This is a genomic window from Alteromonas gilva (assembly GCF_028595265.1).
Classification (GTDB): Bacteria; Pseudomonadota; Gammaproteobacteria; order Enterobacterales; family Alteromonadaceae; genus Alteromonas; species Alteromonas gilva.
In genome coordinates this window covers 221,575-246,108 of the sequence record NZ_JAQQXP010000003.1, presented here as the reverse complement: position 1 = coordinate 246,108, position 24,534 = coordinate 221,575, and the positions used below count along the sequence as shown (strand labels likewise).

24 protein-coding genes are annotated in these 24,534 nt (G+C 48.8%); 14 read left to right on the top strand and 10 right to left on the bottom strand.

All coding sequences use genetic code 11. The features are described from left to right. Nucleotides 1-21 precede the first annotated feature (21 nt). Both OIK42_RS17440 and erpA read right to left on the bottom strand, forming a co-directional pair. Nucleotides 22-594: a glutathione S-transferase family protein gene (locus OIK42_RS17440; RefSeq protein WP_273642367.1), complete on the bottom strand. Its 573-nt coding sequence runs from the start codon at nucleotides 592-594 to the stop codon at nucleotides 22-24. 17 nt (nucleotides 595-611) lie between these two features. Next, nucleotides 612-956 carry an iron-sulfur cluster insertion protein ErpA gene (erpA, locus tag OIK42_RS17435; RefSeq protein ID WP_273642366.1) on the bottom strand — a complete coding sequence of 115 codons (345 nt, stop codon included), beginning with the start codon at nucleotides 954-956 and terminating at the stop codon, nucleotides 612-614. Between the two features lie 651 nt (nucleotides 957-1,607). Between erpA and OIK42_RS17430 the strand changes: the two genes are divergently transcribed. The 3 genes from OIK42_RS17430 to OIK42_RS17420 all read left to right on the top strand — a co-directional run bounded on the left by OIK42_RS17430 (nucleotide 1,608) and on the right by OIK42_RS17420 (nucleotide 4,828). Further along, nucleotides 1,608-2,498 carry a putative porin gene (locus OIK42_RS17430; RefSeq protein WP_273642365.1) on the top strand — a complete coding sequence of 297 codons (891 nt, stop codon included), beginning with the start codon at nucleotides 1,608-1,610 and terminating at the stop codon, nucleotides 2,496-2,498. Between the two features lie 262 nt (nucleotides 2,499-2,760). Beyond that, on the top strand, nucleotides 2,761-3,288 hold the full coding sequence (locus tag OIK42_RS17425; RefSeq protein ID WP_273642364.1) for a PH domain-containing protein: 528 nt from the start codon (nucleotides 2,761-2,763) through the stop codon (nucleotides 3,286-3,288). 1 nt (nucleotide 3,289) lies between these two features. Beyond that, a complete protein-coding gene (locus OIK42_RS17420) occupies nucleotides 3,290-4,828 on the top strand; it encodes a PH domain-containing protein (RefSeq protein ID WP_273642362.1) in 1,539 nt (512 codons plus the stop codon). An 11-nt stretch (nucleotides 4,829-4,839) separates the two neighbouring features. Here the strand turns inward: OIK42_RS17420 and OIK42_RS17415 are convergent, their stop codons facing one another. Next, nucleotides 4,840-5,556, bottom strand: coding sequence for a bZIP transcription factor (locus OIK42_RS17415; RefSeq protein ID WP_273642361.1), 717 nt, complete (start codon nucleotides 5,554-5,556; stop codon nucleotides 4,840-4,842). Between the two features lie 155 nt (nucleotides 5,557-5,711). Between OIK42_RS17415 and OIK42_RS17410 the strand changes: the two genes are divergently transcribed. From OIK42_RS17410 to OIK42_RS17400, 3 genes are all read left to right on the top strand, one after another. Then, nucleotides 5,712-7,391 (top strand): chloride channel protein, encoded by a 1,680-nt coding sequence (locus OIK42_RS17410; protein ID WP_273642360.1) that lies wholly within the window; start codon nucleotides 5,712-5,714, stop codon nucleotides 7,389-7,391. A gap of 20 nt (nucleotides 7,392-7,411) precedes the next feature. Then, nucleotides 7,412-7,840, top strand: coding sequence for a CopD family protein (locus tag OIK42_RS17405; protein ID WP_273642358.1), 429 nt, complete (start codon nucleotides 7,412-7,414; stop codon nucleotides 7,838-7,840). Nucleotides 7,841-7,978: 138 nt separating this feature from the next. After that, nucleotides 7,979-8,161, top strand: a complete 183-nt coding sequence (locus OIK42_RS17400) for a hypothetical protein (RefSeq protein WP_273642357.1) — start codon at nucleotides 7,979-7,981, stop codon at nucleotides 8,159-8,161. A gap of 12 nt (nucleotides 8,162-8,173) precedes the next feature. Here OIK42_RS17400 and OIK42_RS17395 read toward each other — a convergent pair whose 3' ends face one another. Continuing rightward, nucleotides 8,174-8,845, bottom strand: a complete 672-nt coding sequence (locus OIK42_RS17395; RefSeq protein WP_273642356.1) for a UPF0149 family protein — start codon at nucleotides 8,843-8,845, stop codon at nucleotides 8,174-8,176. A gap of 141 nt (nucleotides 8,846-8,986) precedes the next feature. On the opposite strand from OIK42_RS17395, the gene OIK42_RS17390 reads away from it, so the two are divergent. Continuing rightward, nucleotides 8,987-10,171, top strand: coding sequence for an Nramp family divalent metal transporter (locus OIK42_RS17390; RefSeq protein WP_273642354.1), 1,185 nt, complete (start codon nucleotides 8,987-8,989; stop codon nucleotides 10,169-10,171). A 115-nt stretch (nucleotides 10,172-10,286) separates the two neighbouring features. Here OIK42_RS17390 and OIK42_RS17385 read toward each other — a convergent pair whose 3' ends face one another. The 3 genes from OIK42_RS17385 to typA all read right to left on the bottom strand — a co-directional run bounded on the left by OIK42_RS17385 (nucleotide 10,287) and on the right by typA (nucleotide 13,782). After that, complete coding sequence (locus OIK42_RS17385; protein ID WP_273642665.1) at nucleotides 10,287-11,423, bottom strand: MalY/PatB family protein; 1,137 nt, start codon at nucleotides 11,421-11,423, stop codon at nucleotides 10,287-10,289. A 36-nt stretch (nucleotides 11,424-11,459) separates the two neighbouring features. Then, complete coding sequence (locus OIK42_RS17380; RefSeq protein WP_273642353.1) at nucleotides 11,460-11,840, bottom strand: response regulator; 381 nt, start codon at nucleotides 11,838-11,840, stop codon at nucleotides 11,460-11,462. 112 nt (nucleotides 11,841-11,952) lie between these two features. After that, nucleotides 11,953-13,782 (bottom strand): translational GTPase TypA, encoded by a 1,830-nt coding sequence (gene typA / locus OIK42_RS17375; RefSeq protein WP_273642352.1) that lies wholly within the window; start codon nucleotides 13,780-13,782, stop codon nucleotides 11,953-11,955. Between the two features lie 404 nt (nucleotides 13,783-14,186). Here typA and glnA point away from each other — a divergent pair, with 404 nt between their 5' ends. From glnA to glnG, 4 genes are all read left to right on the top strand, one after another. Then, nucleotides 14,187-15,596: a glutamate--ammonia ligase gene (glnA, locus tag OIK42_RS17370; RefSeq protein WP_273642351.1), complete on the top strand. Its 1,410-nt coding sequence runs from the start codon at nucleotides 14,187-14,189 to the stop codon at nucleotides 15,594-15,596. A gap of 80 nt (nucleotides 15,597-15,676) precedes the next feature. Further along, complete coding sequence (locus tag OIK42_RS17365) at nucleotides 15,677-16,183, top strand: DUF4124 domain-containing protein (RefSeq protein WP_273642350.1); 507 nt, start codon at nucleotides 15,677-15,679, stop codon at nucleotides 16,181-16,183. Between the two features lie 141 nt (nucleotides 16,184-16,324). Then, complete coding sequence (gene glnL, locus OIK42_RS17360) at nucleotides 16,325-17,404, top strand: nitrogen regulation protein NR(II) (protein ID WP_273642349.1); 1,080 nt, start codon at nucleotides 16,325-16,327, stop codon at nucleotides 17,402-17,404. After that, nucleotides 17,404-18,816 (top strand): nitrogen regulation protein NR(I), encoded by a 1,413-nt coding sequence (glnG, locus tag OIK42_RS17355; protein WP_273642348.1) that lies wholly within the window; start codon nucleotides 17,404-17,406, stop codon nucleotides 18,814-18,816. Before glnL ends, glnG begins: the two co-directional genes overlap by 1 nt. Nucleotides 18,817-18,869: 53 nt before the next feature. Here glnG and OIK42_RS17350 read toward each other — a convergent pair whose 3' ends face one another. Continuing rightward, on the bottom strand, nucleotides 18,870-20,021 hold the full coding sequence (locus OIK42_RS17350) for an HD-GYP domain-containing protein (RefSeq protein WP_273642347.1): 1,152 nt from the start codon (nucleotides 20,019-20,021) through the stop codon (nucleotides 18,870-18,872). A gap of 255 nt (nucleotides 20,022-20,276) precedes the next feature. Between OIK42_RS17350 and OIK42_RS17345 the strand changes: the two genes are divergently transcribed. Both OIK42_RS17345 and rraB read left to right on the top strand, forming a co-directional pair. Then, entirely contained in the window at nucleotides 20,277-21,002 is a 726-nt protein-coding gene (locus OIK42_RS17345) for a 1-acylglycerol-3-phosphate O-acyltransferase (protein WP_273642346.1), read from the top strand. Nucleotides 21,003-21,034: 32 nt separating this feature from the next. Then, the gene (rraB, locus tag OIK42_RS17340) at nucleotides 21,035-21,421 is read left to right on the top strand and encodes a ribonuclease E inhibitor RraB (protein ID WP_273642345.1); all 387 of its coding nucleotides are present in this window, start codon (nucleotides 21,035-21,037) and stop codon (nucleotides 21,419-21,421) included. Between the two features lie 115 nt (nucleotides 21,422-21,536). Here rraB and OIK42_RS17335 read toward each other — a convergent pair whose 3' ends face one another. Together OIK42_RS17335 and bla are read right to left on the bottom strand one after the other, a co-directional pair. Further along, entirely contained in the window at nucleotides 21,537-22,733 is a 1,197-nt protein-coding gene (locus tag OIK42_RS17335; RefSeq protein ID WP_273642344.1) for an FAD-dependent oxidoreductase, read from the bottom strand. A 261-nt stretch (nucleotides 22,734-22,994) separates the two neighbouring features. Next, entirely contained in the window at nucleotides 22,995-23,675 is a 681-nt protein-coding gene (gene bla, locus OIK42_RS17330; protein ID WP_273642343.1) for a subclass B1 metallo-beta-lactamase, read from the bottom strand. A 101-nt stretch (nucleotides 23,676-23,776) separates the two neighbouring features. Here bla and OIK42_RS17325 point away from each other — a divergent pair, with 101 nt between their 5' ends. Next, entirely contained in the window at nucleotides 23,777-24,517 is a 741-nt protein-coding gene (locus OIK42_RS17325) for a choice-of-anchor H family protein (RefSeq protein WP_273642342.1), read from the top strand. Nucleotides 24,518-24,534 lie beyond the last annotated feature (17 nt).

Here is a 24,534-nt window from a genome sequence, read left to right as displayed (position 1 = left end):
AACTGCAGATAACGCTGGTTGTTATTGTCGGGGATCTGTCTCAGCAACGTTGGTCGTATTTTGATGTGCATGCCAGAAAGCATGTAGATTTGGGTATTCCTCAAAGCTGTAGAGCTCACGGAATATCACCCAGTCGAGCAGGCAGTACAAACACATCGACGGGTAGTTCCACTGCTCAAAACCGCCGTGTTGCACGCTGTTTTCTAATGTCGACAGCGTCGTACTGAAGCGCTCATCCTGTAAAGTAAAGATAAGCTTGTCTGCGTCGTGCGCTATACCCGAACGCATCAGCATCATTCGCTGCACAAATGCGTCGTTGGCCGCATCAATCAGGGTGAGCAGGTTTTCCTCATCCCAGCTCAGCGGGGCCTGATTAAATTTATCTTGCAGATAGCGGTGAATCACCCGCGAGTCAAATATCATCTGCCCGTCATCTTCAAGCATTGGCACTTTTAATGCGGGATTTTTTGCTCTTAGCAGTTCGCGTCCCGATCCGGAAAAGATATCCATATTAACGAACTCATATGCTTTACCGGTAAGACACAGCCGAATACGACGTACAAAGGGAGAGGTTGTCGAACCGTAAAGTTTCATCGTATTCACCTGTTACATTAAACGCTGAAGCTCGCTCCACAACCACAGGTGGTCGTGGCATTAGGGTTATTCACCAAAAAGCGCGATCCCTCAAGACCATCAACATAGTCTACCGTGCCGCCTACCAGATACTGCAGGCTCATGGGATCAACTACCAGCGTGACATCGTTTTTCTCAATGGCCATATCGCCTTCATTAACCTTCTCATCGAACGTAAATCCGTACTGAAATCCCGAACAGCCACCGCCTGTTACATATACCCGCAGTTTCAAATTCGAGTTTTCTTCTTCTTCCACAAGCTCCCGCACCTTACTGGCAGCAGCATCCGAAAAGTCGATTGGTAACGCCATTTCTACAGACATAAGCACCTCAAACACACACCGAAACATTTCGGCCGATATTGCCCCTATTATCTAATACCTGAGTAAATACATCAACTATTGTGTACCCGTTAGCATGCGAGCTTTGTATGGGTATGGCATGGCGGTTTGCGTCACTCTGCAAACGCTGGCAGCAAAGATAATAATCCACCCGCAGAGGGTTAAATACGCTATTTAGCGCGTTTATAAGCCTGAGAGTTTCTAAAAGTTACGAATGAAACAGTTGCTTACACTTGGATCAAACTTTGGGTATTTGTATATCGGCCTGTGTGATACAAAGCACATATTAGGGTCTGTTGACGTTTTCTGTTCATTTTTGCAGCGGTCTGTGTGCCATTTAGACAAGACAACTGTTTGCAGGTCTAGTGGGTCTAAATCAAAAACAGTTAACGCAGTATAAATGGCACACAGTCGCTGCCCGAAGGGGTCGTTATGAAAGCATTTTACTCTTTGTCACAGCCCTTTGACTTAGAACCACTAGGCCTGCAGGGCTGTTTCGCGATTAAAATGCTTTCATTTAGACCAAAATTTGTACACAAAACGTCAACAGACCCTAGTGATAACGGTCTCCCGACCATTTATGTCAGGCCACATTCACAGCGATTTTACACCTCTACCTAAGAAGGAACTTTTATGCAAAAGCGAATTACTTTTTACGCCATTGCCAGTGCTATTGTGTCGATGAGTGCAACCGGCGCAGATAACTATCAAACATTTCTGAATGCCAGTTACTCTGCAACGAATAGCGAATTTGAGCAGCAGGATACATTATTAAAAAATAATACCGATACCTGGAGCCTTAACGCAGCGTATTACTTTACGCCGCGTCCCACCATGGGGCCTAACAAAGAATTTCAGTATATCAACCAACAGAGTTTTGTTAGTGGCTCAGTACTCTCCAGCGATGATGCGGATTCACAAGCGGTACGAGGTGAATACCTGTTCAGTGACTGGGTAGTGAGTGGCAGTGCATCTTTTAATGATAATAACGACCAGGTCACCGTTGGGCTGGGTTACTTTATCACCCAGGACTTTAAGCTGTCGGTATATAATACGTCTTTCGACAGTACCAGTGACCTTTTTGACGGCGACAACTCCCTGTTCACCTTTACGGCAGAGTATGTTGTACCGTTAAAAGACAACGACTACCTTGGTTTTGCATTCAATACCGACGAAGATACTGCCGTCAGCACCTTAAATACCAAATACTTCACTCAGGTGGGTACCGAGCAATACATCAGCGTTAGTGCCACCGCCACTATTTACGGCGACGACATAGATTATAATGATGATGCCATCAGTGCTGCTGCCGAATTCTACTTTACCAAAAGAACCAGTTTCAATGTTGGTGTCATCCTAAGCGGTGACGCTGACGGGTATTCTGTCGGCGCCACGCACTTCTTCAACGATAATTCCTCTGTCAATATTGGCTACGCCGATTATGATATGAGTAGCAGTATCGCGGCCGTGGATAGCTCACAAAATGCCAAGCAATGGAATATTGGTTACCAGTATCAGTACTAGATCACTGATAATTACCGATATAGTTACGCTCTCCTCACTCGTTATCGCAAATGGAAGGAGAGCGTCTTGCGCTTATAAATGCTTGCCCGGTTACGCATATTGTCGGGCGTTGTAATGAATGCGTTGACGGTTTTAATATGTCAAATCACGTCCACCCAATCACGACAACACAAGTAACAATTTAAACCTGGACTTCTCGCTGTACCACGGTGCTATAGTAGGCAGACATTCACTGTTAAACACGCCAGACAGGGACAATCACATGGTTACTAATTTACCACTACAGAGCAGCGAATTACCGAGTCTGGCGAGCCTGCCTGCCGAGCCCATCTCGCCCCGTTACCGCATACTTAATCTCGGTCTCTGCGTGTTTTTCACACTCCTTATCACCGTGATTCTCGTTGGCGTGCGCCTTCAGCCCTGGTATGACTTACCTGTTGAGGGTGAGTTTGGCGTTAGTGTTGCCGCGTTTGGCGTCTTCATCCTTGGTAGCCTGAGCTTTGGCTACCACTTTTTTGCTGACCGGCTGATTTTTTATACCATCCGCGAGCAGGATATTATTCTTTATAAAGGCTTATTTTTTAAAAAGGTGATTTGCCAACCGGTGCTGCGTATTCAACATATCGACATTCAGCGCGGGCCTTTTGAGCGTTATTTTGGTCTGGCAACATTAAAGGTGTATTCCGCTGGCGGCAGCGACCACACGCTGGCAATTCCGGGCCTGCCAAAAGACGTTGCTGAACGCTTGAGACAATTTGTGTTAGACCATTCTGACCTGACCAGAGATTAAAATGCATACCTCTTCAGAAGTCTCTCAGGCAGAAAACAGCGATTGGCGTCGCGTGTCCCCCTGGTCGGTCATCCACTTTTTATGGTTTCAACTAAAGCACACGGTCAGTTTCGCCATTTACATTGTACCCGCTTACCTGGTCGGCGGACATAAATTACTGGACTCTCAGTGGCTGCCCCTGGTTGTGCTGGGGCTGGGGTGTGGACTGCTTGTTGTCGCGGTATTGCGCTTTTTGTTTTTTCAGTTTTGCATTACGGCACAGGGCATCTCTATCCGCTCGGGGGTTTTCGACCGTACCTTTACCGATCTGCCCTTTGAACGCATTCAGAATATAAAGTTCGACCAGCCGATTTACTTTCGCCCGAAAGATCTGCTTATCGTTACCCTGGACACGGCTGGTTCATCAAAGCAAGAGGCACAGTTTGTTGGTGTCTCCGATGAGTACGCCCGCCATATCAAGACGACGATTATGCAGGCCCGGGCGAACCGCCAGCAAGAATTGCCGCAAGCAGCTACACCAGTTGATGCTAACCAGGAAGGAGAGGTGCTTAACCGCCGTACCATCGGCGATCTGGTGTTGCACGGTATCACCAATAACCGCATGTGGATATTGCTGGGCACCCTTGCACCGTTTTACGATCAAATTTCGAGCTTCATTTTCAGTCAGATGAATCGCCTTCGTCCCCAGGTGGAAGCGTTACTCGGCGAGCAAGCGGTAGCCCTGTGGTATGTGGGTGTCATGACCTTATTAATTGCTGTGCTGCTGATCATCCTTATGGCGTTGTTTTCCATTGCTGGCAGCATTTTAATGTTTTATGGCTATACCCTGAGCAAGCACGACAATAAATACGTGCGCCGTAGTGGCCTGCTAAATCGCCAGGAAGTAAGCATGAAGCAGTCGCGAGTGCAGATTGCCCGGCAACAGCAGGATTGGCTGGACCGGATCCTGGGACGGGTAAACCTGTTTTTTGAACAAAATGTTACCGGTCAGCAAGTACAAAACGAACTCAAAGCGACCAATAAACTCTTGATCCCGTCGGTAACCGTAGATGAGGCCGACATACTGACCCGCGATGTGTTTGCTTCCCAGCAGGTCAGACACGCAGACTTTCACCCTATTGATGTCCGTTACCTGTGGCGACAGTGCATTTTTTGGCTGTTGCCGCTGAATGCGGCGGTTAGCGCTTCGCTTATTTTTAATCTGCAGCACATTGGTGTATTACCGGCAGTATTATTGATGGCCGTTAGCGCCACACTCACTGTGCTGCACTATAAGCGCTGGGGTATCAGCAGCGATGAACAGTATGTGTACGTGCGCAAAGGAACGATTGGTATCGACTATTGGTGCTTCCCTCTGGCGAAGACGCAACAGATAATCATTAAACAAAACATACTGATGCGCCAGCGTAAACTGGTGACGCTGGAATTTGTATTAGCCAGCGGTAAGGTAAAGGTCCCCTTTGTGCCAGAACAGGTTGCTGCCCCGCTGGTTCAAAAAATATTGCACGAAGTGGAGGTTAACAAACCGGCCTGGATGTAATCCGGTTTACATCATGATGATGATGAAGATACAAGGATATCCTGCCAGCTATAGATGCGCTCATACTCACCGCGCAAACGTTTATATTGAAACACTGACGTTGATAACGTAATAGATTGGGGGCTGAAGCCCTGCGGTAGCTGCAGGTACAAGGTGACCGGCTGAAAGTATTTAAAGGCATAGGCCATATCGCCTTCAGGTAAAATCCCGTCGGTGGCTGAAGACAATACTTTATGCTGGCCATTGTCATTGCCGGTTACGGATATCGCCAGCTCTCCTTTAACTACTGCACTCACAGAGCGCTGCTGCAGCAATACCATGGTGATCCGGTAGTAACCTTCGGTTGCAGTCGCAAATAACTCAAGCCCGTCAATAAAAAAGCCGTCCTGGGTAGTCTCTGGCGCGACCACATGCTGGTAAAAGGCTTTATCGGTCTGAAGATTAAAAATGTCTTCCTGTAACCTGACTACGTCTTGCTTTAACTGCTCGCTGCGCAATTGTGCCAACTCAAGTTTGACCTTAAGTTGATTCGACTCGGTTTGTAGCTGCTCATTTTCAGCACGTAAATTGGCCACTGAATGACTCAAATGGGCCGTTTTGTCGAGCAAACGCTGGCGCTCAACATTGGCCAGGATGAAACCAAATACCAACATCCCCAGCAAACTGGCCCCTAGCAACACGATGGTTCGGGTTTGGCCGAGACGCTGAGGAATTTCAGATAAGTGCATAACCGTTTCAAAGAGACCAAAAACCGCACTTTGCCCGTTTTAACACAAATATTCAATCATTCCTCCTAAAGTTGCCGCGAAAAGCTTGCTCAACGCTTTGCAAACCAATACCTTGTGTTAATATTTAAACTAATTTTTCAGAGCTGTTTTCTCCTATGCACCTGCGCGCGCTGCGACATGAACTGGCCCACCCAAGAACCTCTATTCAGGTATGTCTGCTGGGCATTTTTGCCGGAGTCACCTCAGCGCTGTTAATTGTATTGTTCAGATTGGGTATCGACTGGCTGCAAAACAGTGGGGTTGCCATGCTGGCGTCCTTTGGACTCAGTCAGACTCTTATCTGGCTCATTATGCCTGTGGCCGCGGTTATACTGATTTTATTGTTTGCGTTTATCACCGGTTTTAAACACTACCGGCTGGGCATTCCGTTTGTTATCCACCGGGTAAAACAACACTACGGCCATATTCCCTGGCGAACCACATTCAACCAGTTTTTTGGCGGTATGTTTGCACTCGCCGGCGGCTTCGTTGTCGGCCGTGAAGGCCCGTCTGTCCATCTTGGTGCAGCTGGCAGCAGCTTATTTGGTCAACTCCTGAAACTGCCGCAGAACAGTATAAGAACCTTAGCAGGATGTGGTATCGCAGCGGGTATCTCTGCATCGTTTAATACCCCGTTTGCAGCCGTAATATTCGTAATGGAAGTGGTGCTGCGGGAATATAAAATCCACGTATTTGTGCCGGTTATGCTGGCTGCGGCCTGCGGCTCGGTGATTACCCGGATTGTATTTGGTGAAGGCAACGAGCTGGCGTACTTTTCGTTTTCTTCCTTTAGCCAGTGGCTGTATCTCTACCTGATCATCTTTGGCTGCCTGCTGGGGGTGCTGGCCACGCTATTTAACCACTTGTTAATGTCGATAATGACTGCCTTTCGCCGGGTATCCATGATTAACCGGTTATTGCTTGCCGGGTTACTGACTGCGATGGGCGGCGCATTAATGCCCGACGCATTAGGCGCCAGCTTTGAAGATATTAACGCGCTTTTCTCATCGCACCCCAGCGTACTTATGTTAGTGATTATTTTGCTGATGAAATTCTTACTCGCCGTTTGTGCCATAGGATTGGGCATACCAGGGGGCATCATTGGCCCGGTGATGGTGATTGGCATGCTGGCAGGGGCGGTATTATTGTTCCCCGTATCCTATTGGTTGCCGGTTGATGACTTTACCAGCAGCTTTGCATTACTTGGCATTGCAGGCATGCTCACTGCCGTATTACATGCGCCACTGGCCGCGCTGTCGGCGGTCATGGAACTGTCCTACCGGCCGGAAATTATATTACCGGCAATTCTGGTGATTGTGCCGGCCTACGTCACGGCCACACAATTTTTAGGTAACCGTTCTATCTTTATTCAGCAGTTAGATTTTCAAAAGCTCCCCTATGCCATTACGTCTATTCGTGAGTCATTAGAAAAAACCGGTGTATTGGCTGCCATGGATACCGATTATAAATTGTTCTATGATGCGCCGGAGTCGGCATTGCAGAAAGTGCTCGCCGATGCCCCAACACTGACGGTCATTCAGCAAAATAAGTTTGAGTTAGACATCAAGTATTCCTGGGTCCACTATGATGTCAGCCTGGACCGGCATGCCGATCCTATCAGTTATCAAACCATGAGCGGTGTATCTGCCCAGGCCACCCTGGCAGAAGTTTACGAGCTACTGAAAAGCACCCGCTCTGGTGCAGTGTTTATATATGAAGACAATCAGCCCGACGAGATATGCGGTGTAATCACCTGGAACAGACTGCAAAGCTATCTGCAACGCGCACAGTTTTAATAAAAAGAGCGAACTATGTCATGACAATACTCTGGTTAAAAACCTTCCATCTGTTTTTTATGGTGGCCTGGTTCGCGGGTATATTTTATTTACCCCGACTCTTTGTTTACCACGCTGAAACAGACAGTCAGGCTGTGCGCGCTCAATTTAAGGTGATGGAGCGTCGTCTGTGGCTGTTTGTCACACCTTTCGCTCTCTTCACCTTGGTATTTGGCGTAATGCTCATCTACACTTACGGCTATGCATGGTTTGCCGCATCGACCTGGTTACACGTCAAAATAGTGTTAGTGGCGGGCATTTATGGCTACCATTTTTATTTATGGTATCTGGTGAAGCAATTTGCCAACGATCGGATAAACCATTCAGCCCGGTACTTCCGTATTTTAAACGAAGCCCCGGTGCTCGTTTTGCTGCTTGTCATCGCGCTGGCAGTGGTAAAATTTGTATAGTGACTGATCTTAAGTTTGTCGGTAACGTTTAAACGACGACCGACGCAAAAAACGACTGAGTTTTCCTGTACAGCTGCACATTTGACGTTAAACTGAACTTGCTCTGAAGGACTATGAGCCACGACAAAAGGAATTTAAATGGACATCAATAATCAGCTGTTAAAAGAATTATTGCACAAAACTGACATTGCCTTTCAGGCGTTGATGGAGCAGCCCGGTTCGCAGGAATTGCAAACCGCCTACGATCAATCCAAGCAAGAACTTGACTGCTATGTGGGCAAGGTTCGCAACCAACTGCAGGACCGGCAAAGAGAGCGCTAAGCTGAATTCCCGCTAGTTTGCCCCAGCTTCAGGATCATTGGCGGCATCTTTGGCTACCACTTCAAACTGATTAGGTAATGCCTGCACCAACTCGCCGCTAATGGCAACATACTCTTTGAGCATCGCCGGTAAACTGGCAGCTAATTTAGGCAGGCCCTGCGCCAATGCCTGGCGTTTATCTGCAGGCGCCTGACTGAGTGTGAGTGAAGGATTGGCTAAGGTGCTGAATAGTTTAAGGCAACGCGTTAAACGAGTGGCTAAGTCGGTCATATCAAGCGCCTCATCCTCATTGGATTTCCACGCCTGCTGCCATTGTGATTCAAGCTGCTGATGTCCGGTTAATACGCCTTTAAGCCAATTTTTCAGGTTCTCCTGCTGCCTTGCTGATGGCTCTTTCTCTGGCGCTGACGGCTCTACATAGTCCGCAGGTAACAAGCTTTCACCTTTACGCATAGCATCGAGTGCAGCGCGCAACCGGCCCATTAAAAAGTCTGCCAACTGGTCAGCTTGTTCTTTGCTTACCGCTACGTTTAAATCGGCACGCAACACCCATGGCATCCACTTTTCCGGCATGGGAATTTCAGGACAGGCCGCAACAGCAAAGATAACCCCTTCAAGGTAAGGCCGGGCTGATAATACCCCGGCCATTGACAGCTCGTTATCGTCATAACCATTACCTGACATTGCTCGCTCCTGTAGGTGATTTGGGTTGTTAAACAACACCCAGCCGTAATACACTCAGTGTACCTGTCGATAATAACAGACTCAAAGCAATTAGCAGCGCACGTTATCAGGCTGAGCATTGCACGACGATCAGAGTACACAATGGCCCAAGCCCGCAGTAAATCCGGATTCATCATCGCCGCCGCCTTTATTGGCCCAGGTACAGTATCAACCGCCAGTATGGCTGGCGCCAGTTATGGTTTCCACCTGGTCTGGGCACTCCTGTTTTCGGTCATCGCGACGATTGTTTTGCAAGACATGGCTGTGCGACTTGGCTTTGCAACGAAAGTCGGTATGAGTGAAGCCATTGCTTCGAGTATTCGTCATCCGCTGGCTCGCGGGCTATTGGCATTGCTGGTTATCAGTGCAATTGGCATCGGCAATGCGGCGTACGAAGCCGGTAACCTCACCGGCGCCGCAATAGGTTTAAATAGCTTATATGCTATGGGTACCGGCAGCTGGAGCGTTGTACTGGGTCTGCTTGCCATCGCGTTACTGTGGCACGGACGCTATCATCTCATTGAGTCGGTACTGGTTTCCCTGGTAGGTGTTATGGCACTGGTATTTGTGGTGACGCTGGCGGTGAGTAATCCAGACTGGGCGGCCATGGCCAGCCAGATCATGCATCCGGTAGCATCGCCTGACAGTCTTACCACAATTTTAGCCCTCATTGGCACAACCATCGTGCCCTATAACCTGTTTTTGCACGCCAGCTTAATAGCACGCAGTGAAAGTCAGACGCCGCAACCTGCAACAGCCTACAGACGCCAGTCGACGCTGGCAGTCGGCGTTGGCGGCTTAATTACGTTGTTTATTATGGCAACCGCCATGCAGGCGTTTTATGGCCAGTCAGAAGCACTGCATGCCGGTAACCTGGCCAAACAGCTGGCCCCGTTATTGGGCAGTTACGCTGAACTGTTTTTTGCGGTGGGTATTTTTGCTGCCGGTTTAACCAGCACGATTACCGCACCACTGGCCGCGGCTTATGCGGTATGTGGCGCTTTGAATAAACCGGCGGATTTAACCAGTGGCTGGTTTAAAGCGATATGGTTGAGCATTATTGTTATTGGTGTACTGGTGACGCTTAGCGGTATTAAGCCACTCATGGCAATCTTATTTGCTCAGGCTGCAAATGGCTTGCTTTTGCCGGTGATAGCGCTGCTGCTATTATATATGATGAACACGCACCGCCAGCTTGGTCGGCTTAAAAACAATTGGCCTACAAACATTGTTGGCATTGCAGTGGTTGTTCTGATTGCCTGGCTTAGCTGGCAAAAATTCAGTTAAGCCTTGCGCCAACGCGTCGCGCAGTGCGGCGCACAATAGCCGCACAAGAGGCGTAACAGCGCGGTATTACAATGCTGCGGGCAAGCCTGCCTGTCCACAGCATTGCTTTAGCCCGTTACTGACTGAGCCGGTCAAGAATGTCGGTGAGCATGGCGCGGCTACAGCCAAAGTTTATGCGGAAAAACGCCGGCGCGCCAAAGTCGCGACCCGGTGAAGGTCCGACGCCCCTTTCTTCACACCATTTTTGTACATCGCTGACGCCCAGGCCAGAGGCATCGACCCAGGCCAGGAAGGTGGCCGCCGAGGGCACAACCCTGAGCCCGTCAATGGCATTGATGCGTTCTATCAGATAGTCGCGATTACTGCGCAAATACGTGATTTGTTCTGCCAACCAGTCATCGCAACGGGTAAATGCAGCAGCTGTTGCCACCAGCCCCATGACATTTGCCCAGGGCACAATCCCTGCTGCCGCCTGAATAAACTGACGACGCATGGTTGCATCCGGTATTATCGCAAAGGAAGTTCCCAGGCCTGCAACGTTAAAGGTTTTACTGGCTGCCATAAGCGTTACACTGCGCTCGGCAAGCTGCTCAACCCGGCCCGCGGGAATATGTTTAGCGTGTTCATCCAAAATCAGATCGCAGTGAATTTCATCAGAGCACAGCGCAACATTATGGCGCACGCAAATGTCACTGATTTTGTCTATCTCGGCCTGACTCATTACCGAGCCAACCGGGTTCATAGGGTTACACAATATCATCAGACTGCATGCCGGGTCGGCTGCAGCTGTCTCCAGTGCATCGAAGTCGATGGTCCAACGTTCACCCTCGAGTATTGTCGGGATATCCACCCTTTCACACTGGTTTAGGCCAGGCGCCGCTAACAATGGCGGATAATTAGGCGATTGCACTAACACTTTATCGCCCGCTTTAGCGTATGCTTTTATCGCCACATTAAACGCAGGCACAACCCCTGGGTTCCAGACAATCCAGTCGCTGTTAACAGTCCAGTCATGCTTGTCTTTCAACCAGCGTTGAACGGCGGTGTTGGCCGGTTCATGCTGCGCTGGCAGTGAATAGCCCAGCACGCCATAGTCGGTTTGTTTGCGCAGCGCCTCCAGAATCGGCGCTGCACACTGATACTCGGTGTCGGCAACCCAGCAGGGAATGATATCTTCGCGGCCGGCGTATTTTTGCCACTTAAAAGACCAAAACTCACTGCGATCGGGGGTGCTATCAAATTGACTCAAAATAACTACCTTTTAAATTAACGCGGTTTTTACCGCTGCTTAAACGGTTGGCACTTGTTGCTTGATTAAACTTATCAGCTTTTTACGTATCACCGGTTTTACCAAATACGCCACTGCGCCAAGCTGCCTGGCCAGCAACTTTGTTTGTCGCGATTCGTACGCGGTCATAAACACAAAAGGGAACATCAGGCCATTACTGCGGCACTCCCTTAGCAAGGCCAGTCCGTCGAAATCCGGCATCACCATATCACTGATCACCAGGTCGAGTGAACCTATCGTTTGCTGCAACAAAAATTGTCGCGCCAGTGCGCTGTTGGAAAAGCTCACAACGTTACACTGAAGGTCAGACTCCAGAAAGTTAACGATAAGCTCCAAGGTGATCTCATCATCATCTATGACCACAATATTCAGTAGTGACATAACCTGCTCAGTAATAAGCTATCTAAGACGATTTTAATAGAAAAAAGGCCGGTTGTGTTAACAACCGGCCTTTTTACTTGAACAATTCAACGTTTCACTGGCAAGCAGCGAATTACTTCGGCGCGCGTGATGCCCGCTTACGATCGTTCTCAGTCAGTAGCTTCTTACGAATACGAATGCTCTGTGGGGTAACTTCTACCAGTTCATCGTCATCAATAAACTCAAGCGCCTGCTCGAGTGACATTCTGATTGGTGGTACCAGTGTTTGTGCTTCATCGGTACCTGACGCGCGAACGTTAGTCAGCTGCTTACCTTTCAGCGCATTAACAGTCAGGTCGTTGTCGCGGCTGTGAATACCGATAACCATACCTTCGTACACTTCAACACCATGGCCGATAAACAAACGACCACGCTCTTGCAGGTTAAACAGCGCGTTAGTCAGGGCTTTACCGTTCGCATTGGCAATCAGCACACCGTTTTTACGTTTGCCGATAATACCGCCTTTATGCGGGCCGTAATGATCAAATGAGTGGTACAGCAAACCTGAGCCTGAGGTCAAGGTCATGAACTCAGTCTGGAAACCAATCAAACCACGACTCGGGATCACGAAGTCGATACGCACACGGCCTTTACCGTCTGGCGACATGTCGGTCATCTCGGCTTTACGCAAACCAAGTTGTTCCATAATTGAACCCTGATGTTGCTCTTCACAGTCAACGGTCAGTGTTTCAAAGGGTTCAAAGGTTTGGCCGTTCTCTTCTTTTAAGATAACTTCCGGACGGGATACCGCCAGTTCGTAACCTTCACGACGCATGTTTTCAATCAGAATACCTAAGTGCAGTTCACCACGGCCCGACACGCGGAATTTGTCCGGATCGGCGGTTTCTTCTACACGCAGTGCAACGTTATGCACTAATTCGTCCTGTAAACGTTCGAGGATGTTACGTGAGGTAACGTACTTACCTTCTTTACCTGCAAAAGGTGACGTATTAACCTGGAAGGTCATGGTTACGGTCGGCTCGTCGACACTCAGTGGCGGCAACGCTTCAACGTTGTTTACATCACAGATGGTGTCAGAGATTTTAAGCTCGCCAAGGCCAGAGATAGCGATAATGTCGCCTGCATTAGCCTTTTCAACTTCATGGCGCTGCAAACCGAGGTAGCCATACACCAGACCGACTTTACCGTTGCGTTTTTTGCCATCAGCACCAACGATAGTGACCTGCTGGTTAAGCTTAACGCTACCACGCTTGATACGGCCAACACCGATTACACCAACGTAAGAGTTGTAATCGAGCTGCGAAATTTGCATTTGGAAGCCACCGTCGATGTCTGCATCTGGTGGTGAAACCTGATCCACGATCATCTGGAACAATGGCGTCATATCCTCACCACTCTGATCAGCGTCCAGTGACGCCCAACCATTCAGAGCCGACGCATAAACCACCTGAAAATCCAGTTGGTCGTCGGTGGCGCCGAGGTTGTCGAACAAATCAAATACCTGATCCATTACCCAATCAGGGCGGGCACCAGGCTTGTCGATTTTGTTGATAACAACAATAGGTTTCAGGCCTTGCGCAAACGCTTTTTGCGTTACAAAGCGGGTTTGTGGCATTGGACCTTCCTGCGCATCAACAAGCAGCAGTACAGAATCAGCCATTGACATGACCCGCTCTACCTCACCGCCAAAGTCGGCGTGCCCGGGCGTGTCCACGATGTTGATTCGGTAGTCATTCCAGTTAATAGCCGTGTTTTTGGCTAGTATGGTAATACCACGTTCTTTCTCAATATCGTTAGAGTCCATCACGCGCTCTTGTGCTTCGCCCCTGGTCTCAAGGGTACCAGACTGCTGCAGCAGCTTATCTACCAGGGTAGTTTTACCATGGTCAACGTGCGCGATGATCGCGATATTTCTTAGCTTATTAATGTCAGTTACATTCATTGATAGTCAACCCGCAGAGCGCTTTAACGCCTTAGCCAATGGGCTAAAGCAGGCAGGCCCTGCAATTTTCTCGTACAGATAAAAGGAAATGAGCGCGGATTGTACAGAAATTCGAATGACTTTGCGCAGGTTTTTTAGGTTTAAATAAAAAATTAATCGGTTGATTAGGACTCACTACGGTGGAAGAATAGCCTAAGGCAACACAGGGCGCCTTAATCATGATAATGCACCATAATAATACACAAAATCACCATAACAGTGCAAAGTCAGGTTTTTATAATAACGACAACTCGGAATTCTGTGCTGTTCAGCCGTCACAAGTAGCTGGCATGAATATCGCTTAGAATTTTAACCTGATGGGTCGAACACCGATCCACAATTTTCGAAACAACCTGGAGGACACGATGTCAATTGAGAAGGCATTAGAACTAATTAAATCAAGCGAAGCAAAGTTTGTTGATCTTCGCTTTACTGATACCAAGGGTAAAGAGCAGCACGTTTCAATTCCTGTTTCTTGTGTCGATGACGATTTCTTTGAAGAAGGAAAAATGTTCGATGGTTCATCAATTGCTGGCTGGAAAGGAATTAACGAATCAGACATGATCCTGATGCCAGATCCTTCCACTGCAGTAGTTGACCCGTTTGCTGAAGAAACACAGGTTAACATCCGCTGTGATATCGTAGAACCTTCAACCATGGAAGGCTACGATCGTGATCCTCGCTCTATCGCTCGTCGCGCAGAAGAGTATCTGAAATCTACCGGTATTGGTGACACTGTTCTATTTGGTCCTGAGCCAGAGTTTTTCCTGTTTGACGACATCAAATTCCACACTGATATGTCAGGCTCAATGTACAAGATTGATGCTGCTGAAGCGAAGTGGAACTCAAATGCCGACTACGAAGGCGGCAACATGGGTCACCGTCCTGGTGTGAAAGGCGGGTACTTCCCGGTTCCACCAGTAGACTCAGCGCATGACATTCGTGCTGCAATGTGTCTGGTAATGGAAGAGATGGGCCTGGTAATTGAAGCGCATCACCACGAAGTTGCCACTGCCGGTCAAAACGAAATTGCTTGCCAGTTCAACACCATGGTTGAAAAGGCCGACGAAATTCAAATTTACAAGTATGTTGTGCACAACGTTGCTCACGCCTACGGCCAAACAGCAACCTTTATGCCTAAGCCTCTGGTTGGCGACAATGGCTCTGGTATGCATTGCCACCAATCTATCGGTAAAGATGGCAAAAACATCTTTGCGGGTGACAAGTATGCAGGCCTGTCTGAAGAAGCGCTGTACTACATTGGCGGTATCATCAAGCACGCGCGTGCAATCAATGCATTTACCAACGCTTCTACTAACTCTTACAAGCGTTTGGTTCCTGGCTTTGAAGCGCCGGTTATGCTGGCATACTCAGCCCGTAACCGTTCTGCATCAATCCGTATTCCATACGTAACCAGCGATAAAGCTCGTCGTATCGAGGTTCGTTTCCCTGACCCAACAGCTAACCCTTACCTGGCGTTTACCGCTATGTTGATGGCCGGCCTTGACGGGATCAAAAACAAAATCCACCCTGGTGATGCAGCGGATAAAGACTTGTACGACTTACCAGCAGAAGAAGCACTGGCAATTCCTACTGTGGCAAGTTCACTGGATATGGCCCTGGAAGCACTGGATAACGACCGTGAATTCCTGACTGCCGGCGGCGTAATGTCTGACGACATGATCGATGCCTACATCGAGCTGAAAATGGAAGAAGTGACCAAACTTAACATGACAACTCACCCGGTTGAGTTTGACATGTACTACAGTGTATAAAACATTGTATTAAGTGAAATACCTAAAGCCCGCCTCTGCGGGCTTTTTTTTTGCCAGCATTTCACTACAATCATATCACTATGAAGCGCTTATTTTTGTTGTTCAGTTTATGTCTTGCCCCTGCTTATGCTCAGCAGGTGTATAAGGTTGTCAATCAGGATGGCTCGGTAACTTATACCGATAAGCCGCTGCCGGGCGCGCAACCTGTGCAGCTTGGCCCGCTTAATCAGGTTGCCATGCCTACACCACAGATCACACCCCGGGTAACCAGGCAAACGTCGCCCGCCACGCCAAAGCCGCAACTGGAAGTACTGAGCCCGGCGGATGAAGCCACTGTTCGTAATAATTCAGGCAACATGCAGATTGCAGTTAAAGTGACCCACCCTGACACTGACGGCCGCTATCATTTATACATGGATGGCGCATTGCTAAAAGAACAGTCAACACCGGTATTTCAAGTAGAGGGGATTAACCGCGGCGCTCACACTTTTTATATTGAGCATACCGATAATAAGGGCAAGACTCTTGCATCTACCACGCCAAGAACGTTTTATCTGCATCAGGCTTCGCGACTCATTAATCCATGACAAGTGCGTTAACCGGGAGCAAGTTGGCGCACCCCACGCACTATCAGGGATCAAAAGAGTCTTTGAGTGCAAGATCACAACGCAGGTAATAACACTCAGAAACATTAAAGCACCAATATGGTGCGATTGGAGAATGCTGGCATGCAAGCCACGTCGTTTGAAACCAATAATTTGCTCGATAATTTGAATACAGTGCTGGTTGTCATTGATAGCACACTGCGCATTGATTACGCCAATCATGCAGGTCAGGCCTTGTTTGCCACTGGCACCAAACAGCTCTACGGCCAACCTCTCGCCGATTTTTTTGTTCCCAATACTATCAACAAAGCGCGTCTGCGCGCGGCCTTTCGCCGCGGCGAAGACTTCACTGAAAATGAGGTTAAACTTTATTTTCGTGATAACAGAATTGTGTTGGCCGATCTGACGGTAACAAACCTGAGCACTGAGGAAGGCCCGCGGTTACTGTTTGAGGTAAAAACCATCGATCAGCAAAAGCGCATTTCAAGAGAAAATCAACAACACGCACAGCATTACGCGGCACGTGAGCTTATTCGTGGTCTCGCCCATGAAATTAAAAATCCGTTAGGCGGAATACGCGGCGCTGCGCAACTACTCGAAAAAGCCCTGGGTTCATCAGAACAAAAAGAATTTACCCAGTTAATTATCGAACAGTCTGACCGGCTGCGTAATCTGGTAGACCGCCTTCTCGGTCCTAACTCTTTGCCGCGCCTTGAATGGTGTAATCTGCATCGCCCAATGGAAAAGGTCCGCAGTCTCATGAAGGCCGATACGTCACAGGCAATAGCGATTACCCGTGACTACGATCCGAGTATACCCGATGTCAGAGTCGATCCGGATATGCTCCAGCAAGCGGTACTCAATATTGTTCGCAATGCCGTGCAGGCACTGCGTGACTCCAAAACACCGAATCCTGAGATTCGCATGGTCACTCGCATAGAGCGGCAACTTACTATTCATGGTCATCGCCATCCTTTGGCCGCCCAAATTAAAATTATCGATAACGGCCCTGGTATTCCAGCGGAAATTAGAGACACACTCTTCTATCCTTTGGTGACCAGTAAAGATTCTGGCTCGGGGTTGGGGTTATCCATAGCGCAAACATTAGTAAATCATCATGAAGGAAAAATCGAAGTTGATAGTCGCCCGGGACACACAGAATTTATCCTATCCATACCTATCAACCACAAGGAGTCTAAATAATGACTACTGAGTCCGTATGGATTGTTGACGACGACAGTTCTATCAGATGGGTACTGCAAAAAGCGTTGCAGGTCGCCAACATTGAATGCTGCAGTTTTGAAAACCCGCAGGATCTGCTGTTGCAGCTCGAATCCGGCCATTATCCGGAAGTTGTGGTTTCTGACATTCGCATGCCGCAAATGGACGGCATGACATTGCTTAACGAAGTACATCAGATAGCGCCAATGATCCCGGTGATCATTATGACCGCTCACTCGGATCTGGACAGCGCGGTCAACGCTTACCAAAGCGGTGCCTTTGAGTACTTACCCAAGCCCTTCGATATCGATGAGGCTGTCACGCTGGTGGAGCGCGCGCTGGTGCATGCCCGCGAGCAGTCGCGCACTATACAGGTACCACAGGCTGAATCGGCCACCGAAATTATCGGTGAAGCGCCCGCCATGCAAGAAGTATTTCGCGCCATTGGGCGGTTATCCCGCTCATCGATCAGTGTCCTGATTAACGGCCAGTCAGGGACCGGCAAAGAGCTTGTCGCACAAGCCCTGCACCGGCATAGTCCGCGCGCGGCTAACCCGTTTATAGCACTGAACATGGCGGCAATTCCGGCAGACCTGGTCGAGTCCGAATTATTTGGTCATGAGAAAGGCGCATTCACCGGCGCACAAACCGCCCGGCAGGGGCGCTTTGAACAGGCTAACGGCGGCACGCTGTTCTTAGATGAAATCGGTGATATGCCCCTTGATGTGCAAACCCGCTTACTGCGGGTACTGGCCGATGGTCAGTTCTATCGTGTTGGCGGCCATCAATCGGTGACTGTAGATGTGAGAATTATCGCCGCGACCCACCAAAACCTGGAGCAACGGGTTGCACAAGGAAAGTTCCGCGAAGACTTGTTTCACCGCCTGAACGTTATTCGGATCCATATTCCGTCGCTTTCTGAACGGCGTGAAGATATTCCTTTGTTGGCGCATCACTTTTTACGGCGCGCCGCCAAGGAGCTGGATGTCGAAACCAAAATGCTCAGCAAAGAAGCCGAAAAGGTCATGGCACAGCTGCCCTGGCCGGGTAATGTGCGCCAACTGGAAAACGTTTGTCGCTGGTTAACGGTAATGGCATCCGGACAGGAGGTATTGCCATCTGATTTACCACCGGAGATTCATACCGACAATACCGCTGAAAAAATCACCGCGCAAAGTGGTGACTGGACAGACTTGCTGTCTTCGTGGGTTGATAAGCAGCTCAAGGATGGCCAGAACAATATTCTTGATGATGCCTTAATGACATTTGAGAAGATTATGTTGGAACGTGCCCTGCATCACACTCATGGGCACAAACAGGAAGCGGCTAAACGTCTTGGCTGGGGTCGAAACACCCTGACCCGCAAACTCAAAGAGCTTGGTATCGATAGCTAAGCGATTTGGCGGCGTCTCAATGAGTCGTCGCCTGAGCCTTACTTGTGCTCATTTTAACGTTTAAGCACTCTGGCCATTGCCTGGTTAAAGTAATTCAGCCAGCTACTGTTAAATTTACCCACATTATGGCGATTCAGGGCAACCACGGCCTGTTTTTTTGAGTAGATTGGTTGCTGCTGGCGCGACGGCGAGTGGGTAATAGCATCGAAGGTATCCAAGATGCCCAATAAACACGCGCCATCACAGATGTCGTCATCTTTTAGCCCTAAAGGATAGCCCGAACCATCGGCACGTTCGTGATGCTGCATAACAATTTTACGCGCCATATCCCATTGGTCGAGATGCTCAAGTAAACGCGCACTTTTGTACACGTGCGAGCGCATTAAATTAAACTCATTATCGGTATAGGATTTATCTTTGCGAATTAACTTTGATGGCATAAATGCCATGCCAAAATCATGCACGTAGCAGGCCACGGCAAGCTGATCTTCTTCTATCGGATTACCCGCAATATCATTGACATAAAGCGCTAATTTAGCAATACGATCGCCTTTGCCCGCCCACTCCTCTGAACGTTGTTCTATGGTTTGCATAAGCTCGCGGAAAAACAATATGTCATCGCGTTTTTCAGCACTGAGATCTTTAGGTACGCCGGTTTTCGACAGTTTCGGACGGCTAACAGTCTCGGCAGAGTCAGCATCTGCGGTGCCGCGTTCGTGTTGCGTCAGGGTTTGGTCAAGATCCGGATTTAACAGCAATACCGCTTCGCCCAGCAACCGGTCATGCTCGGCCTGATTGCCCGGGGTAATACGAGTAATGGCCAGAATTAACTGTTGGTACAGCACATCGTCATATTCGGCCTGACCGCGAGCAATCACGCTTTCTACGAATTGCTTGACCCTGTCCATGGTAAGCAGTACCAGATCGCTCATAATACTGGTGTAGCTTACCTGTCCTTTACGTAAATAATCGAGCAGATCTTCTACGTGTTGAAGCAAAGGAATAATGGGGGTGAAATTCACCAGACCTAAATCACCCTTAATAGTGTGCACTGAACGAAACAGCGCGCGCTGCAATTCATTGTCTTCCGGTTTAAGCTCAAGTTCAATTAACGTTTGTTCGCTGGCCTCGTACAACTCGTTAATTTCTTCGATTAAATCGTTGAGTATTTCTGGCTCTAAATCTTCTGGAATAAATGTTTGCATCGTTTAGACGGCTCTAATTACCAATGCTATTGATCTGCACATTAGTCAAGCGCTGGTACAAAGCAACGCCATGACAAAATGACCAAATGAACAGGCATAAAAAACTAAGGTTATAATAGATTAAGCATAGCACGAGATGTCAGGAGGTGTAGATCTTTACTGTGTCTTGCAAAAACAGTCACTGAGACTGATCGGAGATGCACTCTGTAGAGAAATCGCTATAATCGCCGTCTCAATCACTAAACTGGAAAATATGTGTTAGCTCTGATCCGAATTCCATTGGTGTTGATAGCCTTTTTAGTCATCAACCTCATGGTACTTATTGCCTGTATTATCAGACCCTTCCATCGCGACAATGTGTATATTGCAGGTCAACTGTACGGCCAGCTAGCAAAATTGCTGGGGCTTAAAATTACCATTAGAAAGCCCGCTGAGTTGGACACCCAAAAATCATATGTTGTGATCGCTAATCATCAAAATAGCTACGATATCATCACTATTTGTAAGGCGGCTTTTCCCGGAGTGGTCACAATTGGCAAAAAAAGTCTCAAGTGGATCCCCGTATTTGGCCAGATCTACTGGTTGAGCGGCAATATAATGATCGATCGCAAAAATACCGCCAGAGCACTCGATACCTTGCAGTTAACCGCTAAGAAAATTACCGAAAGACACCTGTCAGTGTGGTTTTTCCCTGAGGGGACACGCTCCAATGGCCGTGGCATTTTACCCTTTAAAGTGGGCGCCTTTCGCCTTGCCTTAGCCACTAATACGCCCGTACTAATGATTACTGCAAGCAATCTGCATGGAAAAATCCAGTGGAACCGCTGGAATAACGGTGAAATGATTATTGACGTGCAGCCGCCGCAGCAGCTCGACGAAAGTCGTTCAGCGAAAAGCTGGATGGCCTACTATCATAGTGAAATGGAAAAAAAGTTTGCGACACTTAACGATGAAGTCGCTCACAACGAGAAATCGCGATAAACTAGTCACATCTGCCCTTAAGGCCAATAACTATGACGCAATTCGACGAACGTACCGAATGGTACGAATTTAATCAGGAAACCATCGATGCACTGCTTAGCGACGGCAGTGAAGCGGACGCCACTTATACTATTGAACACCACATGGCCTGCAAGGATTTTGACCTGCTTGAGAAAGCCGCGGTTGACTCCTTCAAAGCTGGTTTTGAAGTTACCGATGCCGAAGAAGTCTATTTAGACGACGGTGGCACCGTGTTTTGTTTTGATATTATTGCCGAGCGTCAGTTAGAACGCGAAGCTCTCGATAAAGACATCGACACGCTGCTGCAAATTGCTGACAAACATAATGTGCATTATGACGGCTGGGGAACTTACTTTATCGGCGACGGTGTCGATGACAGCGACGCCGAGGAAGAATAACCGGTAGCGTGATGCTGATTATCCCCACCGGATTTTGTGGGGATACATGTTTGCCAGCCCTTCGCTAATGCTCTTGCGCCGCAGCGACCTGCTCAGCGGCCTTTGCTCACCCGCGCTACGTCCTTGTTTTGATACTCTGCATAATTTTGGCCAGTTGCTCTACGGCATGAACGGATTCTTGTGGATCTATATTTGCCAGGGGATTATTAAAATCGCCCTCAGCACCGGCCTGTACCAGCAAACCATCCCTGCGCGGATAGACAGAAGTATGCTGGTCAAAGTACTGGATACCATATTTCACTTCATCTTGTGGGATCAGTTTACAGGTTTGACCGCGCACCGGGATGATTGAGTCATCGTTGAGCAGCGCTTTAGCGCCGTATCCGGTGCAATTAACAATCACTGACTCACCAAACTGTTTAAAGTCATCAACGCTACTCAGCGACCGGTCTACAACTTTGCCACCGCCGCGATGAAATACATCGAGCAAATGCTGCGAATAAGCACTGATATTAAACATAAGCAGCGGAAACTGGCGCACATAGGGCGCGTTAAACGGGCTCTGCCCGGCAGATAAATCGTATTCCTTTGGCGTTAAGTCACTGAGTAATGCCTTGCTGTAATCAGGGTATGGCGGCTCGCCGGGAATATTATGCCCGCCATGATCATCGAATGGTTTATCTGCCATGCGAAACATCGTGGTCCATTCTACCGGTGTGCCGGCTAAACCAAGCAGGGTCTGAAAGCGCAGATAAGATAGCCGCGCCATCCACTGCCAGCGATCGGCAAATGCCCTGGCATGGTCGAGTGTTACGATCCGCGAATCCGGTGACCAGATCCCCGTTGCATACGAAGAACGAACATAAGGCGGGCGCTCTTTGGCGTATATAGTGACCTTATAACCTGCCCGCTGGCAGTGAATAGCAGTGGTCAATCCCACCGCCCCGCACCCGACAACCGCTAGCGGGGTTTGCTTATCCGCAGTGATCAGCGACTCAGCCAGCGCGGCAGTGCCCCAGGAGAGAGACCAACCGCTGCCGCCGTGACCGTAATTATGGATCAGGGTTTTATTGCCAGATTTTTCCACTTCGATACGCGGCCCCTGAGCACGAAACGGTCGGGTACACACATTGGTACTAATGATGCGATCAGGTTGAGCATTGATAGGCGCCAGAGGCCCTGTTTGCATTGGCAACCCGGCCGGCGATAACGGTAATGAATGATTAACAGGCTTTGAGGTTTTCGCACACCCTATCAGGGAACTGGCAATACCGCCGCCTAAGGCGCCCTGAAGAAAACGTCGTCGTTGCATAACTGCTCCAAATTAACATCGGCCTGCACGAGCAGACAGAAAAAGACAGTCCTGATAACGATAAGAAAAGCACGGTGTTGCTGGCGAATAGTCTGATGCTATTTTGTTCAGCATAACCAGACTTTCACTTCGATACAATGTTACTGGTCGAGCAGTGCTGGTGCCGCGGTTAGTAGCGGGATTACCTTGCTTCATTACCTTATGGGTATCAAATTAAGGTTGGCGCTGCGCGGCACTGGCCAGGGCTGCTGTATGCTCATGCTAGGCCTTGCCTCCCACTTCGCCGTGGCCCGGGATAACCCACTGCGCGCTGGGGTAACGCTCTTGCACCTTTGCCACTGAATCAGGCCATACCGACACGTCACCTTCGGCCGTATAACCCAACGACTCAGTCGCAGCTTCTCTTACAAAACATCCACCAAACAACACGTTATGGGCAGCCAGCCATACCACTGTGTTATCCAGGGTATGACCAGGCCCCGGATAAAAGGCCTCAATACTACTGGCGACCACCCATTCGCTGTTGTTAAAAGTGTGCTGTGCCGGCGTTTCACCCTGCTCAGCCAGCAGCTTATTGGTGAGAGAGTATGCCCAGCTGGGAATGCCTCGTTCATGGAAGTAGGCCAGATGCCCTCCGGCATCGTCATGTGAATGGGTTACCACTACACCTTGCAGCGTAATGTCGCGCGCTTCAAGCCAGTTAAACAAAGCCTCGATATCAGCCGCATCCCAGGGAGTATCAATCAGTACCGCCTGCTGATTGTCGGTGAGCACCAGTAAACCATTGCCGGTAACCATGCCAAAACCTTCGACATACCGGCCGGATTGGTGCAAATAAACCTTATCCTTAAGCTGAGTCACCGTGAAATCGGCACTATACACCAGCGTGGCTGGCAGGCTCAGGCAACACAACGAAAACAAATAAAAGGCAACAGCACGCATGGCGTTCAGACTCCGGTGTTAATGTAAACTTCAGTTATTGTTCAGTTAAATTTTCGCACACTGTTTTTAAAGCTACTGCCCTTAAAACAGGAATCGCGATTATGAAAAGCCATATTACACATCATTTATTGATTACAGCCGTATTCGCTTCATTGAGTTTGCTCACAGCCCAAACACTGGCTACCGAGTCTGCCGTGGCCGACATCAGGGTTACTGAAACAGTGCGTGTACCAGCGCTCAACGCCGGTCACAGTGCAAACAAAGCCGCCCGGAAAAAAGTTGAACTCGCCAGCTTGTCGGGTAAAACCGGCGAACAACTGCGCACCACACAAAGTGTCGACTACTGGTTTTATGACGCCTGGGTGACACTCTATAACGACCGGGACTACGATGGCTACTTTTCAGCGTTCGATCTGGAGTTTGATGCCGACACCAATTACTATCGCGCCCCGGTGTATGCCATCGTTTACCTGGGCACTGCAGATTATTATGAGCCCTTTCATGTAACCGACGTGTTTGATCTGTACGGTGATAGCAGTGAAGACGGCGTATTGCTGGAAAACGAATTAATTACCGGCTATCCCAGTAACGACTACGATATCTTAATTGAGTTGATAGACGCCGACACTGACCTGCATGTTGCCACTCTGGACGCCTACAGTGATGCCGACTTATCTTACCAGAGTATAGAAAGCAGCGATTACGACCGGCCTGTAACGTCAGAAGTCGTTATAGAGCATCACGGCGGTAGCTGGGGGATAGGAGCAAGTGTAGCGCTATTACTGATGGTATTCATACGACGTAAAAAGGCATTACCCGTATCCACCAATATCAACAAGTAAAATAACAGGGCCAGTGG